The 14,662-nt window shown below is 58.6% G+C and carries 17 protein-coding genes; 3 read left to right on the forward strand and 14 right to left on the reverse strand.

Going from position 1 to position 14,662, the window contains the following annotated elements; all coding sequences use genetic code 11:
- Position 1: 1 nt before the first annotated feature.
- The 10 genes from tolQ to ACI512_RS28945 form a co-directional block, all read right to left on the reverse strand.
- Positions 2-697 (reverse strand): protein TolQ, encoded by a 696-nt coding sequence (gene tolQ, locus ACI512_RS28900; protein WP_015885609.1) that lies wholly within the window; start codon positions 695-697, stop codon positions 2-4.
- A gap of 1 nt (position 698) precedes the next feature.
- The gene (gene ybgC / locus ACI512_RS28905) at positions 699-1,154 is read right to left on the reverse strand and encodes a tol-pal system-associated acyl-CoA thioesterase (RefSeq protein WP_015885610.1); all 456 of its coding nucleotides are present in this window, start codon (positions 1,152-1,154) and stop codon (positions 699-701) included.
- Positions 1,155-1,305: 151 nt separating this feature from the next.
- On the reverse strand, positions 1,306-2,364 hold the full coding sequence (ruvB, locus tag ACI512_RS28910) for a Holliday junction branch migration DNA helicase RuvB (RefSeq protein ID WP_015885611.1): 1,059 nt from the start codon (positions 2,362-2,364) through the stop codon (positions 1,306-1,308).
- Positions 2,365-2,976 (reverse strand): Holliday junction branch migration protein RuvA, encoded by a 612-nt coding sequence (gene ruvA / locus ACI512_RS28915; RefSeq protein ID WP_003175802.1) that lies wholly within the window; start codon positions 2,974-2,976, stop codon positions 2,365-2,367. It abuts the gene before it with no gap.
- Between the two features lie 67 nt (positions 2,977-3,043).
- A complete protein-coding gene (ruvC, locus tag ACI512_RS28920) occupies positions 3,044-3,568 on the reverse strand; it encodes a crossover junction endodeoxyribonuclease RuvC (RefSeq protein ID WP_015885612.1) in 525 nt (174 codons plus the stop codon).
- 157 nt (positions 3,569-3,725) lie between these two features.
- Positions 3,726-4,472 (reverse strand): YebC/PmpR family DNA-binding transcriptional regulator, encoded by a 747-nt coding sequence (locus tag ACI512_RS28925; protein ID WP_064054616.1) that lies wholly within the window; start codon positions 4,470-4,472, stop codon positions 3,726-3,728.
- A 150-nt stretch (positions 4,473-4,622) separates the two neighbouring features.
- On the reverse strand, positions 4,623-6,398 hold the full coding sequence (gene aspS / locus ACI512_RS28930; protein ID WP_064054615.1) for an aspartate--tRNA ligase: 1,776 nt from the start codon (positions 6,396-6,398) through the stop codon (positions 4,623-4,625).
- Positions 6,399-6,505: 107 nt separating this feature from the next.
- The gene (locus ACI512_RS28935) at positions 6,506-6,727 is read right to left on the reverse strand and encodes an FmdB family zinc ribbon protein (RefSeq protein WP_003193872.1); all 222 of its coding nucleotides are present in this window, start codon (positions 6,725-6,727) and stop codon (positions 6,506-6,508) included.
- Between the two features lie 316 nt (positions 6,728-7,043).
- Positions 7,044-7,388, reverse strand: coding sequence for a ribbon-helix-helix domain-containing protein (locus ACI512_RS28940; RefSeq protein ID WP_064054614.1), 345 nt, complete (start codon positions 7,386-7,388; stop codon positions 7,044-7,046).
- A 180-nt stretch (positions 7,389-7,568) separates the two neighbouring features.
- Positions 7,569-8,042, reverse strand: coding sequence for a Dps family protein (locus ACI512_RS28945; RefSeq protein ID WP_003193874.1), 474 nt, complete (start codon positions 8,040-8,042; stop codon positions 7,569-7,571).
- A 413-nt stretch (positions 8,043-8,455) separates the two neighbouring features.
- Between ACI512_RS28945 and ACI512_RS28950 the strand changes: the two genes are divergently transcribed.
- Positions 8,456-9,058: a cold-shock protein gene (locus ACI512_RS28950; RefSeq protein ID WP_025854767.1), complete on the forward strand. Its 603-nt coding sequence runs from the start codon at positions 8,456-8,458 to the stop codon at positions 9,056-9,058.
- Positions 9,059-9,128: 70 nt separating this feature from the next.
- Here the strand turns inward: ACI512_RS28950 and ACI512_RS28955 are convergent, their stop codons facing one another.
- Positions 9,129-9,335: a SlyX family protein gene (locus ACI512_RS28955; protein WP_015885618.1), complete on the reverse strand. Its 207-nt coding sequence runs from the start codon at positions 9,333-9,335 to the stop codon at positions 9,129-9,131.
- A gap of 3 nt (positions 9,336-9,338) precedes the next feature.
- Positions 9,339-9,764 carry an HIT domain-containing protein gene (locus ACI512_RS28960; protein WP_015885619.1) on the reverse strand — a complete coding sequence of 142 codons (426 nt, stop codon included), beginning with the start codon at positions 9,762-9,764 and terminating at the stop codon, positions 9,339-9,341.
- A gap of 872 nt (positions 9,765-10,636) precedes the next feature.
- Between ACI512_RS28960 and ACI512_RS28965 the strand changes: the two genes are divergently transcribed.
- Positions 10,637-11,929 (forward strand): OprD family porin, encoded by a 1,293-nt coding sequence (locus ACI512_RS28965; RefSeq protein ID WP_236378979.1) that lies wholly within the window; start codon positions 10,637-10,639, stop codon positions 11,927-11,929.
- Between the two features lie 192 nt (positions 11,930-12,121).
- Here the strand turns inward: ACI512_RS28965 and ACI512_RS28970 are convergent, their stop codons facing one another.
- Positions 12,122-12,964: a mechanosensitive ion channel family protein gene (locus ACI512_RS28970; protein ID WP_064054612.1), complete on the reverse strand. Its 843-nt coding sequence runs from the start codon at positions 12,962-12,964 to the stop codon at positions 12,122-12,124.
- 135 nt (positions 12,965-13,099) lie between these two features.
- Positions 13,100-13,585, reverse strand: coding sequence for a YajQ family cyclic di-GMP-binding protein (locus ACI512_RS28975; protein ID WP_003209785.1), 486 nt, complete (start codon positions 13,583-13,585; stop codon positions 13,100-13,102).
- A gap of 123 nt (positions 13,586-13,708) precedes the next feature.
- Between ACI512_RS28975 and ACI512_RS28980 the strand changes: the two genes are divergently transcribed.
- Entirely contained in the window at positions 13,709-14,626 is a 918-nt protein-coding gene (locus ACI512_RS28980) for a putative 2-dehydropantoate 2-reductase (protein ID WP_236378982.1), read from the forward strand.
- The last annotated feature ends 36 nt before the right edge of the window (positions 14,627-14,662 follow it).

Below are 14,662 nucleotides of genomic sequence, written 5' to 3' on the forward strand. Positions count from 1 at the left end.
CTTATTCTTCGCTGGTGTGCACTTTACGGTGCAGGATCGCCTGGAACTCATCGGCGAAGGTGTAGTAACGGCCGATCAACGTTTCGCTGGTGGCAGCGAAGCGGTTGTAGGCGATTACTGCGGGGATAGCGGCAAACAAGCCGATCGCCGTAGCGATCAGGGCTTCGGCGATACCCGGGGCCACGGTGGCCAGGGTCGCTTGCTGGGCCTGAGCCAGGCCGCGGAAAGAGTTCATGATCCCCCAGACGGTACCGAACAGACCAATGTACGGGCTGACGGAACCTACGGTGGCGAGGAACGGCAGGCTTTGCTCAAGCTTTTCTTCTTCGCGGGAAATGGCGACGCGCATGGCGCGGGCCACGCCTTCCATGACCGCTTCAGGGTCAACGCCTGGCTGCTGGCGCAGACGGGAGAATTCCTTGAAGCCGGCACGGAAGATCTGCTCTACGCCCGAATCAGGGTCCGGGTTGCTGCCGGCCTGGCGGTACAGCTTGGACAGGTCGATACCCGACCAGAAGCGCTCTTCAAAGCTCTCCAGGGCACGTCGACCGGCACGCAGCAGGTTGCTGCGCTGAAAAATCATGACCCAAGAGGTAACCGATGCGGCTACCAGGGTCAGCATGACCAGTTGAACCACAACACTGGCATTGCTGACCAGGCTCCACATGGAGGAATGGTCGACGACGGTAGGTTCCACGCTAAATCTCCTGCTTTGATTGTTTACCCGCGCCGCTTACGTCGGCAAAGGCCGCACGTAGAGCTTCGGGAATGGCCCGGGGTTTCAAACTATTGGTGCGCACACAGGCCACCAGGAACTGCCCCTCACAGAGCAGCGTTGCATCCGTTGCCCGCCTGACCTGCTGCTTGAAACGCAGGCTGACACGGTTCAATTCGATTACTTCAGCGCTGACCAACAGCTCGTCGTCCAGCCGCGCCGGCGCGTGATACCGCGCCTCGCTGGAGTGCACGACGAACAACAGGTCCTCCCCTGCCAGCTGGGATTGGGCAAAGCCCAGCTCCCGTAGCCGCTCGGTTCGAGCCCGCTCCATGAACTTGAGGTAATTGACGTAATACACGATGCCGCCGGCATCGGTGTCCTCGTAATAAACGCGACAGCGATGTGCGAACGACTGATCCCCGTTTTGCGCGCGCATACTCTAGTGCTTACTCCTCAGGTTGCCAATCCGGCCCGCAACTGTTTTTTCATTATCACTCTTCATCCTGAAGAATATTTCTACTGACTGAAAGACGACACCAGCCACTAGGACAGCACAAACCTCGGATAAATCGTCTGGCGTGAAGGTTTTAATCGTCCACTGCATCGAGGAATTCGTCTACTACAGGCATCTCGCCCAATCGTGACGGAATGTTTAACCCAAAGTGCAGATAGGCGTGCCGCGTCACCACCCGCCCCCTTGGCGTGCGCATGATGTAGCCCTGCTGGATCAGGTACGGCTCCAGCACGTCTTCAATGGTGTGGCGCTCTTCGCTGATGGCCGCCGCCAGGCTGTCGACACCCACCGGGCCACCGTCGAACTTCTCGATCATGGTCAAGAGTAGACGTCGATCCTGGTGATCGAAGCCATGCTCATCCACGTCCAGCAGGTTCAAGGCCAGGTCGGCCACGGCCTTGGTGATATGCCCCTTGGCACGCACTTCGGCAAAGTCCCGCACGCGACGCAGCAAACGGTTGGCGATCCGCGGCGTGCCACGGGCCCGACGGGCGATTTCAAACGCGCCTTCCGGGTCCAGCGGTAAACCCAGGATGCCCGCCGAACGGCTGACGATCGTCGCCAGGTCCGCGGTGCTATAGAACTCTAGACGTTGAACAATGCCGAAACGGTCTCGCAGCGGGTTGGTCAGCATGCCGGCACGGGTGGTCGCGCCTACCAAGGTGAATGGCGGCAGGTCGAGCTTGATCGAACGGGCCGCCGGGCCTTCGCCGATCATGATGTCGAGCTGGAAGTCTTCCATGGCCGGGTACAGCACTTCTTCGACGATCGGCGAAAGCCGGTGGATCTCGTCGATAAACAGCACGTCATGCGGCTCAAGGTTGGTCAGCAGCGCTGCCAGGTCACCCGGACGCTCCAACACCGGACCCGAGGTGGACTTGATCGACACGCCCATTTCCTGGGCAATGATATTGGCCAGCGTGGTTTTACCCAAACCCGGCGGGCCGAAGATCAGCGTGTGGTCCAGGGACTCACTGCGCCCCCGGGCAGCCTGGATAAACAGTTCCATCTGCTCGCGCACGGTGGGCTGGCCGATGTAGTCGGCCAGGCTCAGGGGGCGAATGGCCCGGTCCTGGACCTCTTCACGGTCTCGCGGGCCGGTGGCCGCAATCAGACGATCTGCTTCAATCACTTAAATCATTCCCTTCAGGGCGCGGCGGATCATGTCTTCACTGCTCAGGTTCTTGTCCTTGATGGCCGACACGGCCTTGCTGGCTTCCTGCGGCTTGTAGCCCAGGGAGATCAGCGCGCTGACCGCATCGCTTTCGGCACTGGCCACTTGGCCCGCCGGCATATCTGGCTGATTCGGCACCAGGGCAAACATGCTGGGTACAACTTCCCATGCCTTGAAACGGTCCTTGAGCTCCACCAGCAGGCGCTCGGCGGTCTTCTTGCCGACGCCCGGCACCTTGGTCAGCGCCGAGGTGTCCTGGGCCGAAACGGCACGCACCAGCTCATCAACTTCCAGGCTCGACATCAACGCCAGGGCCAATTTCGGACCCACGCCATTGAGGCGGATCAGCTCGCGAAAGAAGTCGCGGTCGCGCTTGCCAATGAAACCATAGAGGAGTTGCGCATCCTCGCGCACCACCAAGTGCGTGTGCAGCGTTATCGGCTCACCGACCGACGGTAGGCGATACAGGGTGGTCATGGGCACTTCCAGCTCATACCCCAGCCCGTTCACATCCAGAATCAGGTGCGGCGGCTGTTTCTCAGCCAGAGTGCCGCGCAAACGTCCAATCACGGTTCAGATCCTTAAAGCTTGGGGTCAGATCAAGGCCTGACCGGAAATAACGATTGCGCTGATGCTATCAGAGACGCAGGCGCCCGCCACGACTGCGTGCCGCCCCCAGGCCATGCGGCAGCAGGCTGGAGCGGGTGTGCGCATGGCAAATGGCAATGGCCAGGGCGTCGGACGCATCGATCTGCGGTTTTGAGGTGAGCTTGAGCATGTGCATGACCATCATCTGCACTTGCTCTTTGTTGGCGGCACCGGTGCCAACCACGGCCTGCTTAACCTGGGTCGCAGTGTATTCGGCGATTTCCATGCCCTCTTCGGCGCCGGCAACGATGGCGGCACCACGGGCCTGACCCAGCTTCAGGGCGGAGTCCGCGTTCTTCGCCATAAACACCTTTTCGATGCCCATAGTGACCGGCCCGTACGTCTGGATCACTTCACGCACGCCGCGATAGACGATCTGCAGGCGCTCGGCCAACTCGCCCGCACCCGTGCGGATGCAGCCCGAGGCGACGTAGACACAGCCGCGCGGGGTCTGTTGCACCACGCCAAAACCGGTGATGCGCGAACCGGGGTCGATACCTAGGATTAAAGTCATAACGCCTGCGGGTTGGGTAAAAACAATTTTTGATACAGAGAAGACCCCATGTGGGAGGGGGCTTGCCCCCGATAGCGGTGAATCAGTCGATTTATACGTAACTGACACACTGTCATCGGGGGCAAGCCCCCTCCCACTTTTTGATCTACATCGCCCTTCAGCCTAGCTGTTCGGCTACTGACTCAGGGATGTCGGCGTTGGAATACACGTTCTGAACATCATCCAGGTCTTCAAGCATGTCCAGCATCTTCAGCACTTTCTGCGCGCCGTCCAGGTCCAGCTCGGCACTGGTGGTCGGCAGCATGACGATTTCTGCATCGGTGCCCTTGAAACCGGCGGCTTCCAACGCATTGCGCACGGCATAGAACCCGGCAAACGACGTGAATACATCAATGGAGCCATCTTCATTGGTCACCACGTCGTCGGCATCGGCCTCCATTGCGGCTTCCATCAGTGCATCCTCATCCGTGCCCGGCGCGAAGGAGATCTGCCCCTTGCGCTCGAACAAGTAGGCCACCGAACCATCAGTACCGAGGTTACCGCCGCACTTGCTGAACGCATGGCGCACGGCTGCCGCGGTGCGGTTACGGTTGTCGGTCATGCACTCGACCATCACCGCTACCCCACCCGGGCCGTAGCCTTCGTAGGTCAGTTCGACCATGTCGTCGGTGTCGGCGGCACCGGCGCCACGGGCCACGGCGCGATCAATGATGTCGCGGCTCATGTTGGCGCCAAGGGCCTTGTCCAGTGCCAGGCGCAGACGCGGGTTGGAGCCTGGGTCACCGCCACCTTGGCGTGCGGCGACGGTCAGTTCGCGGATCCACTTGGTAAAGATCTTGCCTTTCTTGGCATCCTGACGCTCTTTGCGGTGCTTGATGTTCGCCCACTTGGAATGGCCAGCCATAACACAACTCCGAAATTCTGTAGAAACCTTATCAATCCCGCCCCAGGCAGGACTTCTCTCTTTAAAACACAACCCTTGTAACGCAAAGGCGCATCCGAAGATGCGCCTTTTTAGACTGCGTAAACCTCAGTGCGCTTTCACGCAGCAGCCTTACTCAGCCTTCGGCGTCTCGCGCAGGCGGATGTGCAGCTCGCGCAGCGCCTTGGCATCCACCACACCCGGAGCCTGGGTCATGACGTCCGCAGCGCTCTGGGTTTTCGGGAAGGCAATCACTTCACGGATCGACTGGGCGCCGGTCATCAACATCACCAGGCGGTCCAGGCCGAACGCCAAGCCACCGTGCGGCGGCGCGCCGTATTTCAGGGCGTCGAGCAGGAAGCCGAACTTCTCTTCCTGTTCCGCTTCGTTGATGCCCAACAGGCGGAAGACCGCTTGCTGCATCTCTTTGCGGTGGATACGGATCGAACCGCCACCCAGCTCGGTGCCGTTGAGCACCATGTCGTAGGCGCGGGACAGGGCGCCGGCCGGGTTGGCTTCCAGCTCGGCCGGCGAGCACTTCGGCGCGGTGAACGGGTGGTGCAAGGCGCTGAAGCTGCCGTCGTCGTTCTCTTCGAACATCGGGAAGTCAACGACCCACATCGGGGCCCATTCGCAGGTCAGCAGGTTCAGGTCGTGACCCAGCTTGATCCGCAGCGCGCCCAAGGCTTCGCTGACGATCTTGGCCTTGTCGGCGCCGAAGAACACGATGTCGCCGTCGACTGCACCGACGCGGTCGAGGATCGCGTTCAGGTTGTCCAACGGAATGTTTTTCACGATCGGCGATTGCAGGCCATCAACACCGTTGGCGCGCTCGTTGACCTTGATGTACGCCAGGCCCTTGGCACCGTAGATACCGACGAACTTGGTGTAGTCGTCGATCTGCTTGCGCGGCATGCTCGCGCCGCCAGGCACGCGCAGGGCGGCGATGCGGCATTTCGGGTCGTTGGCCGGGCCGCTGAACACCTTGAAGTCGACGTCCTTGAGCTGGTCGGCCACGTCCACCAGTTCCAGCGGGTTACGCAGGTCTGGCTTGTCGGAACCGTAGCGGCGCATGGCTTCTTCGAAGGTCATGTGCGGGAAGTCGCCGAATTCCAAGTCCAGCACTTCCTTGAACAGGTTGCGGATCATTTGTTCGGTGAGGCCCATGATCTCTTTTTCATCGAGGAAACTGGTCTCGATGTCGATCTGGGTGAATTCCGGCTGGCGGTCAGCGCGCAGGTCTTCGTCGCGGAAGCACTTGGCGATCTGGTAGTAACGGTCGAAGCCGGCCACCATCAGCAATTGCTTGAACAGTTGCGGCGATTGCGGCAGGGCAAAGAAAGAACCGGGGTGGGTACGGCTAGGCACCAGGTAGTCACGCGCGCCTTCCGGGGTGGCCCGGGTCAGGATCGGGGTTTCGACATCCAGGAAGCCGTTCTCGTCGAGGAAACGACGGATGCTGGTGGTCATGCGCGAACGCAGACGCAGCTTCTCGGCCATTTCCGGACGACGCAGGTCCAGGAAGCGATAGCGCAGGCGGGTTTCTTCGCCCACGTCGGAGTATTCGTTGAGTGGGAACGGCGGGGTTTCCGATTCGTTCAGCACTTCCAGCTCATAACCCAGCACTTCGATGCCGCCGGACGCCATGTTCTTGTTCACGGCACCCGCCGGACGCAGGCGAACCTTACCGGTGATCTTCACGACGTACTCGCTGCGCACGCGGTCAGCGGCGGCGAAGCTCTCGGCGCGGTCAGGGTCGAACACCACTTGGGCCAGACCATCACGATCACGGATATCGAGGAAGATCACCCCGCCGTGGTCGCGGCGACGGTGAACCCATCCGCAAAGGGTGATTTCCTGACCTTCCAGGGTCTCGTTCAGTTGGCCGCAATAATGGCTGCGCATCATGGTAGTGGTTTCACTTCTCGTAATTCGAAATTCGGTGGAGGCCTGCCTCGTCACCGTACATTAAAGCAGGGGACGGATAATGCAGGAGCCTGCGCGTAGAGTTCAACTCAGTCTGCTTTGTCGCCGCCGGCGAGGTTCTTCTTGGCGCCGGTCTTGAAGTCGGTCTCATACCAGCCGCTGCCGCTCAGGCGGAAGCCCGGCATGGACAACATCTTCTTGAGCTCCGGTGCCTGGCAGGCAGGGCAATCGACCAGCGGCGCGGCGCTGATCTTCTGAATGGCTTCCAACTGATGACCACAGGAAGCACATTGATAGTCGTACATGGGCATGGAGATGTCTCGGCGATCAGATCGTTACTGCGCCACGCCTGCCCTAGGGGTTCCGCAGCATGCGTAGCAAAGCGCGGGATTATATCTGGTAAATCGAGGCAGCGCAGCCGGCTTTCTGCCGGAGCCTTGCCCATCTCGACCATGTAGTGAGCGGGCTTGCCCCGCGTTGGGTGGCGAAGCCGCGCCAATGAAGCCACCCCAATAAGGACACTGTGAGGTCCAGGATAGGCCTGGGTCGCCTGGTTTTGGGGCCGCTACGCAGCCCAGCGCGGGGCAAGCCCGCTCACTACAAGGGCCGGCGCCGTTGCTCAATGCACTATTCCGGTGAACAGGATGGCTCAACACCCCCTTTCAAGGCGTGAACCACACAGACCACCCTGACCAACCCACTGAAGTTTTTCACACCGCCATAACGCAAGTGCACTTCCCGGTCGACATAGGACAGCAACGCACTGACTGAACAGGCGTTGATCCTGGCTATCTCCGTGAGGATATTCCAGTAGATCTGCTCCAATCGCAGGCAGGTGGAAAACCCGTTGAGCCTTACCGACCGGGACAATGGCTTGGCCAGCCCCATATCGAACCCTTTCGCAAAAGGGTCGATCTTTATCCTATGAAAACCAGCGGTTTCCATCACTCCATTACCCACTCCGCGTGACATACACCTGACACTCCATTGCCAAACAGCAGCCCATGGGTTGTCCCATTGGGCGATGGCCTTATAAAACCGCAGGCAGAGGCAGGCAGCCAGAAGACGGGGAGTTGATAGACGTAGGACAACGCCAGGAAACGCGCGGAAACAAGCGAGCGGCGCCAGGAAGGCGCCACTCAGGGCAGGTGTCTACTGATTTTCGAGCAGGGAGCGCAGCATCCACGCGGTTTTCTCGTGAACCTGCATACGCTGGGTCAGCAGGTCGGCCGTCGGCTCATCGCTGACCTTGTCGAGCAGCGGGAAGATGCCACGTGCGGTGCGAGTGACCGCTTCCTGGCCTGCCACCAACTGCTTGATCATCTCTTCTGCGCTGGGCACGCCTTCTTCTTCCTTGATGGAAGACAGACGGGCATAGATGGAATAGGCACCCGGTGCCGGGAAACCCAGGGCACGGATACGCTCGGCAATGGAGTCCACTGCCAGCGCCAGCTCGTTGTACTGCTCCTCGAACATCAAGTGCAGCGTACGGAACATGGGGCCCGTGACGTTCCAATGGAAGTTGTGGGTCTTCAGATACAGTACATAGGTATCGGAAAGCAGCCGTGAAAGCCCGTCGACGATGGATTTACGATCTTCTTCACTGATACCGATATCGATTGCCATGTTTATCCCCTTCAATTGACAAGCATTCATTGATCAGGTGCACGACCACTCTAGCAAGAGTGCCGGTGATGCGCAGCCCGGCGCGGCAATTCGCCCCGGCGTGGCCGTTCAAACGGTGCGGCCGGGCCTCTGGCCCAAGTAGGAAATATCCCTGCAACCCGTTTGAAAAGCCTGCACGTGTCTAGGACAAGCGTTTGACACAGAAATGCCGTCATCCTTGCAACACCCCGAAATGCTTGATTTGAGTAGGCACAGCCTTTGCTGTTAAATAGGCGGCGTGTCGTCGCCGTTACTTTCTGCGGCAGCGGCATAGGCTGATACCCCGCGCACGTGCCCAACGCCTCCCATTGTTCAGAAGCGAACCGTGCCAGTCAGCTCTTCCTCGTGATCCGTCTTAAAGTGAGTTAATCAAAATGTTGAAAATCGTCCACCTGCTAACGGGCGTTGCAGCGTTGCTGCTGTCCTTTATACCGAGCTTGCAACAGGGAAGCCCTCCCTACCTGGAACAACACGACGCTCTGTACCTGGCCTTGTTCGGCCTTCTTAACCTGACGCTGGCACCGGTGATCCCTTACTGGAACAAAGGCACACGTCATCAACTGCAAAACCTGGTCAGCGCGCTGCTGGTACTGACCGTGGTCGTACAAACCCTCACCCTCCTGGCACCTATGCCTGAAGTCGGCGGCCACCCGGCCATCCTGCTCAGCCTGGTGATTGCTGTGGTCGCCATCGTTCTTCACCTGGCCATCAGCTTCTACCGTTCCTCCCCTGCGGCCTCGTCGCAAACCTACGACATGACCAATCGGGATACCGGTACCGTCAAGTGGTTCAACACCTCCAAAGGCTTCGGCTTTATTTCCCGTGATTCGGGCGACGACATTTTCGTCCACTTCCGGGCCATTCGCGGCGAAGGCCATCGCGTCCTGGTGGAAGGCCAGCGCGTGGAATTCTCCGTCATGAATCGCGACAAAGGCCTGCAGGCCGAAGACGTGATCGCTGCACTGCCGCGTCGCTGATACCTGCGCTCGCAGCAAAAAAAAACCGCGATCCAGCTTGGCTGGGTCGCGGTTTTTTTATGCACGCCTGTTAATAATGAGGCGGCGGCGCTTCTTCTTCGGAGGTTTCGAATTGGCCGCCCATTTCTTCCTGGCGTTTAAGTAGCGCGGTCATCTGCAATTGCAGGCGCTCGACAGCACGCTGCTGGGTGACGAGGATGTCATTGAGGGTCTCAATGGTGTCGTCCTGGAAGGCCAGGCGGCTTTCCAGGTCGGTGACGCGGTCTTGCAGATCCATGATTCAACCCTGGGTAAAGATGAAGTCGGCGGGCAACAACTCGCGCAGACGGCCGCGGATGGCTGCCACTTGCGCATCGGTGTAAGGCTGCGCCGGATGTTTGCCCCATACCGGCGCCGGCCAGGCGGCATCGTCACGCTTGCGCACGATCACATGCACGTGCAGCTGGCTGACCACATTGCCCAGGGCGCCGATGTTCATTTTGTCGGCGCAGAAACCGCCATTCAGCGACTGGGCCAGGGCCGTCGTCTCTTGCCACAACCTCTGCTGATCGGCGACATCCAGCTGAAACACTTCGCTGATAGCGTTGATACGCGGCACCAGAATGAACCAAGGGTAATTCGAGTCATTGGACAGCAGCAGGCGGCACAGGGGGAAATCCCCCATGACCAGCGTGTCTTGTTGAAGGCGTTGATCTAAAGCGAACACCGCAGGCACTCCGTTCGGCAGGTCAGGTTCAAGGCCCCCAGCATACCTGCGAATCGCCCACGCTTCACGCCAGCGCCTGGGCGCATGAACATGGCGCAATGAAAAAAAATGCACCATTTAGAGACAGACGAATATTTCAACTACGCTGAATGACCCATCCTGCTGCGATTGGCCAAACACTGATCAAAAGATTATGGCGAGACCCGCGACACAGAGGCCTCAAGAAACAAGGCATTGAGCCATCACCGCAATCAAGCGATATCTGGGGGCCTGCACCAAAATGACCCATTTATGCCTCAAAGAGATCCGCCGTCTACCCACCGACTGGGGTGAATGGGTAACGTTTTCTCCAGATTCAGGATGTGCGCACCTTTACACAGAGGCGGAACATGGGCGTCCGGGCCAAACCAATCGGCGTAAAAACCCCGTGCTTATGCGGTTTTCACGGAGCGACGACGTTTTTCACGAAAAAATGACATTCGGTTTGCGGTTTGGGCACGCTTGCTGCATTCATCCTCTTATCGTCGGCAACGGCACCAGAAGGGAATCAGGTGTTTCGCGATGAAAACAACAGCGGTTCAATGCGCGACAAGGACGATTTCAAACTTTTAAATTAACGTTTTTTACGCTCTTTTAACGGTTTAGAAACAGTATTGAAGTTGTCAGTCTCGTTACAGTGAGGCTGTGAATTTGCGACATGGATATAGCAATCTACGACAAGCTCGTAAAGAAGCTGAAAGGAAAGTTGGGCAAGTATCGCCAATATTGTCAGCGTGATATAACTTTGCGCCGACACAAAAAGAAAGAGCCGCCCAGACAAAAATACAGGTGGGACGGCAGTACTCTTCCTAAAACCAAAGGAGCAAATCACGATGCGCGTGATGAAGTGGAGCATGATCGCCCTGGCTGTTTCAGCAGGCACCTCGCAGTTCGCAATGGCGTCCGCCCAGGACGATTCCAAGGGCTTTATCGAAGACAGTACCGCCAGCATTCTGACGCGTGCCTTGTACTTCAGCCGTGACCGCCGTAACCAAGGTGCGGAGCAAAGCCGTATCGAAGAAACCGGTCTGGGCTTCCACGGTCTCTTCAGCTCGGGCTACACCCAAGGCACCATCGGTGTCGGTGTCGATGTCATCGGCCTGCTGGGCGTCAAACTCGACAGCGGCAAGGGCCGCGCCGGTACCGGTCTGTTCCCAGAGGGTTCCGACGGCCGTTCGCAGGACGACTATTCCAAAGCAGGCGCTGCCGTGAAGTTCCGTATTTCCAATACGGTCCTCAAGGTCGGTGATCAATACACTACCGCTCCAGTGTTCGCCTCCGATGACAGCCGCTTGCTGCCGGAACTGCCGCAAGGCGTTTCCATCACCAGCAACGAAATCAAAAACCTGAAACTGGAAGCCGGTCACTTCACCTCGATCGTTGCCCAGGATCAAACCTACCGCGACAGTATCGGCAGCTCCGAACCAGGCTCGAAACGTGGCCTGCGTGACGCCAACTTCGTGGGCGGCGTTTACAGCTGGACGCCAGAGATCACCACCAGCCTCTACTACTCCAAAGTGGAAGACTACTGGAAGAAGCTCTACGCCAACGTGAACTGGACCCACGCACTTAGCGATGACCAATCCGTGGCTGTCGACTTCAACATCTACGACACCAAGAGCGACGGCGCCGGCCTGGTACGTGCTGACAAAGACAGCACGACCAAACTCGACAACCGTGCGTTCAGCTTGCAAGGTGCGTACACCATTGGCGCTCACACCTTCACCCTGGCGGCGCAGAAAGTCAGCGGCGACGGCCAATACGGTTATGGCGTAGACGGCGGCGGCACGATTTTCCTGGCCAACTCCATCGCTCGTTCCGACTTCAACGCTGAAGACGAGAAGTCCTACCAGGCTCGCTATGACCTGAACATGGCAACCTTTGGCATTCCGGGCCTGAGCTTCATGACTCGTTATGTGAAAGGTACCGGCGCCAACACCTCTACCACTAACAACGGTAAAGAGTGGGAGCGCGATATCGAAGCCAAATACGTGATCCAGAGCGGCCCAGCCAAAGACCTGAGCTTGCGCGTACGTCAAGCGACCTATCGCTCGTCTGATCAGGTTTACTCGGGTTCTCTCGACGAACTGCGTCTGATCGCGCAATACCCGCTGAACATCTTGTAATTGACGGTTTGATTACAACGATGACTTGAGGCCTCGGCCTTAAATAAAAAGCCGCTCCTTTGTTTAACAAGGGAGCGGCTTTTTTATGGCTGTATTGTTTCAGCGGCAAAATAACTAGCAAGCTAACTAACGAGATTAACCTGTGCACCTTGAACCTGACCTAACGGCCAAGTTCAAGACTATGACTTCCCATTACTTGGCGACTGTTTCCTGCATCACACGAATAACCCGCTGCGGAAATGGAATATCAATCCCCGCCGCTTTTAAACGATCACGTGCAAGTTCGTTCAGCATAAACACCACGTCCCAATAATCCGACGTCTTGGTCCAGCAACGCAGGGATACGGTGATCGAACTGTCGCCCAAGGTCGACACCACCGCCACAGCGGCCGGGTCTGCCAACACACGCGGGTCTTTCGACAGTTCCAGCAACACCTCACGGGCTTTCTGCAGGTCGGCCTCGTAGTCCACACCCACGTCAAACACCACCTTGCGAGTCGGCTGGCGGTTGGTGTTGGTGATAATGCCGTTGGACAGGATGCCGTTCGGCACGATCACGGTCTTGTTGTCGCCGGTACGCAGCACGGTGTGGAAGATCTGGATGCTATCGACGGTACCCGAAGTGCCCTGGGCTTCGATCCAGTCACCAAGGCGGAACGGGCGGAACAACAGAATCAGCACGCCACCGGCGAAGTTCGCCAGGCTGCCTTGCAATGCCATGCCGATGGCCAGGGTGGCGGCACCGATCGCCGCAATGAACGAGGTGGTTGCCACACCGATCATCGAAGCCACGTTGACCACCAGCATGATTTTGAGCGCAATGTTCGCAAGTCTGGTAATGAAATGTTGCAGCGCCATGTCGGCATTACGCAGTGCAAGCAAGCGCCCTACCCGGTGGGTCAACACGTTGATCAGCCACCAACCGATGACCAGGGTGACCATGGCCAGCAAAAACCGGCTGCCGTATTCCATGATCATCGGGAGCCACGATTCTGAGGTCTTGATCAGGTGATCCATTTCAGCGTTCAAATCCATCTACATTCTCCTGTTTACCGGATGTTCGGTGTATTGAGTGGCCATAAATGCAATTGAGCCCCGTAGGGCTCAATCGTGGGAGCAGGTGCTGGGGCGTGGGACGTCGAAAACACCCCCAGGTTCCCCAAAGTGCCATCAGTCGCGGAAGTTATTGAACTGCAGCGGCATGTCGAACGTCTTGGCGCGCAGGGCCGCAATGGCCTCTTGCAGGTCGTCACGTTTCTTGCCCGTGATACGCACCTGTTCACCCTGGATGGCGGCCTGGACTTTGAGCTTGGCATCCTTGACGTGGGCAACGATCTTCTTCGCCAGCTCCTTGTCGATACCTTCCTTGAGCACGGCTTCCTGCTTCATCAGCTTGCCGGAGGCGTAGGCGTCCTTGATTTCAAGGCACTGCGCGTCGATCTTGCGCTTGACCAGCGACAGCTTGAGGATCTCGATCATCGCTTCCAGCTGGAAATCGGCTTCAGCGGTCAGGTTGACGGTCAGTTCCTTTTCCTTGAATTCGAAGCTGCCCTTGCCTTTCAAGTCATAGCGACGGTCCAGTTCCTTGACGGCGTTCTCGACGGCGTTGGTGACTTCGTGTTTGTCCAGTTCGGATACCACGTCGAACGAAGGCATGTCATTTCTCCAATATAAGGGGCGGGCTCAGTAGAGATGGAGCGCGCCCGAGCTAAAATGCCGGGGCATTATAGCGGTTCTTTCGCCCCATTCACTGTGAGCGACCCCACGGAGCACAAACTGATGTCGACCACCTGGCATATTCTCGGCGCCGGCAGCCTGGGCACACTCTGGGCCACGCGCCTGGCGCGCGCGGGCGTCCCTGTCAGGTTGATCCTGCGTGATAAGGCGCGTCTGGCCAACTACCAGACCACCCAGGGTCTGACCTTGGTAGAGCACGGTGTAGCACAGACCTACCCGGTGATCGCAGAAACGCCTGACAGCCCCGAGCCGATTCATCGCCTGCTGGTGGCGTGCAAGGCCTACGACGCCCAAAGCGCCGTCGCACAGTTACAACGGCGACTGGCGCACGACGCGGAACTGATTCTGCTGCAGAACGGCCTCGGCAGCCAGGACGCGGTCGCTGCACAAATGCCCCAGGCCCGTTGCATCTTTGCCTCCAGCACCGAGGGCGCGTTTCGCGACGGCGACTGGCGCGTGGTGTTTGCCGGCCATGGCTACACCTGGCTGGGGGATGCGAGCCACCCTACCCCGCCACTCTGGCTGGATGACTTGCAGGCGGCTGGCATTCCCCACGATTGGAGCGCCGATATCCTCACGCGGTTGTGGCGCAAGCTGGCGCTCAACTGCGCCATCAACCCACTGACCGTGCTGTATCAGTGCCGTAATGGCGAGCTGCAAGCCCATCACTGCGAAGTCGCCACCCTGTGCGCTGAACTCGGTGAACTGCTGGAATGCTGCGGCCAGCCCGCCGCCGCGCTGGATCTGCAGCACGAAGTGGAACGGGTGATCCTGGCCACGGCGGCCAATTACTCTTCCATGTACCAGGATGTGGCCGCTGGCCGCCGCACCGAAATCAGCTACCTATTGGGCTATGCTTGCCAGGCGGCCGCCCGTCATCAGCTGAACCTGCCGCATTTAAACCAACTGCAAGTACGCTTGGTCGAACAGCTGCTCGCACGCGGATTGCCCCGCGACTGAGCCACGCGCTACCCTGCCCGCCTGTCTATCACCTGG

It is taken from the genome of Pseudomonas petroselini, from assembly GCF_045037875.1.
Lineage (GTDB): Bacteria > Pseudomonadota > Gammaproteobacteria > Pseudomonadales > Pseudomonadaceae > Aquipseudomonas > Aquipseudomonas petroselini.

Excerpts from the sequence above, each read along its gene's own strand:
- ybgC (WP_015885610.1), bottom strand. The coding sequence starts at position 1,154 with ATGCGCGCGCAAAACGGGGATCAGTCGTTCGCACATCGCTGTCGCGTT.
- ruvC (WP_015885612.1), bottom strand. The coding sequence starts at position 3,568 with ATGACTTTAATCCTAGGTATCGACCCCGGTTCGCGCATCACCGGTTTT.
- ACI512_RS28925 (WP_064054616.1), bottom strand. The coding sequence starts at position 4,472 with ATGGCTGGCCATTCCAAGTGGGCGAACATCAAGCACCGCAAAGAGCGT.
- aspS (WP_064054615.1), bottom strand. The coding sequence starts at position 6,398 with ATGATGCGCAGCCATTATTGCGGCCAACTGAACGAGACCCTGGAAGGT.
- ACI512_RS28935 (WP_003193872.1), bottom strand. The coding sequence starts at position 6,727 with ATGCCCATGTACGACTATCAATGTGCTTCCTGTGGTCATCAGTTGGAA.
- ACI512_RS28940 (WP_064054614.1), bottom strand. The coding sequence starts at position 7,388 with ATGTCACGCGGAGTGGGTAATGGAGTGATGGAAACCGCTGGTTTTCAT.
- ACI512_RS28945 (WP_003193874.1), bottom strand. The coding sequence starts at position 8,042 with ATGGCAATCGATATCGGTATCAGTGAAGAAGATCGTAAATCCATCGTC.
- ACI512_RS28950 (WP_025854767.1), top strand. The coding sequence starts at position 8,456 with ATGTTGAAAATCGTCCACCTGCTAACGGGCGTTGCAGCGTTGCTGCTG.
- ACI512_RS28955 (WP_015885618.1), bottom strand. The coding sequence starts at position 9,335 with ATGGATCTGCAAGACCGCGTCACCGACCTGGAAAGCCGCCTGGCCTTC.
- ACI512_RS28965 (WP_236378979.1), top strand. The coding sequence starts at position 10,637 with ATGCGCGTGATGAAGTGGAGCATGATCGCCCTGGCTGTTTCAGCAGGC.
- ACI512_RS28970 (WP_064054612.1), bottom strand. The coding sequence starts at position 12,964 with ATGGATTTGAACGCTGAAATGGATCACCTGATCAAGACCTCAGAATCG.
- ACI512_RS28975 (WP_003209785.1), bottom strand. The coding sequence starts at position 13,585 with ATGCCTTCGTTCGACGTGGTATCCGAACTGGACAAACACGAAGTCACC.
- ACI512_RS28980 (WP_236378982.1), top strand. The coding sequence starts at position 13,709 with ATGTCGACCACCTGGCATATTCTCGGCGCCGGCAGCCTGGGCACACTC.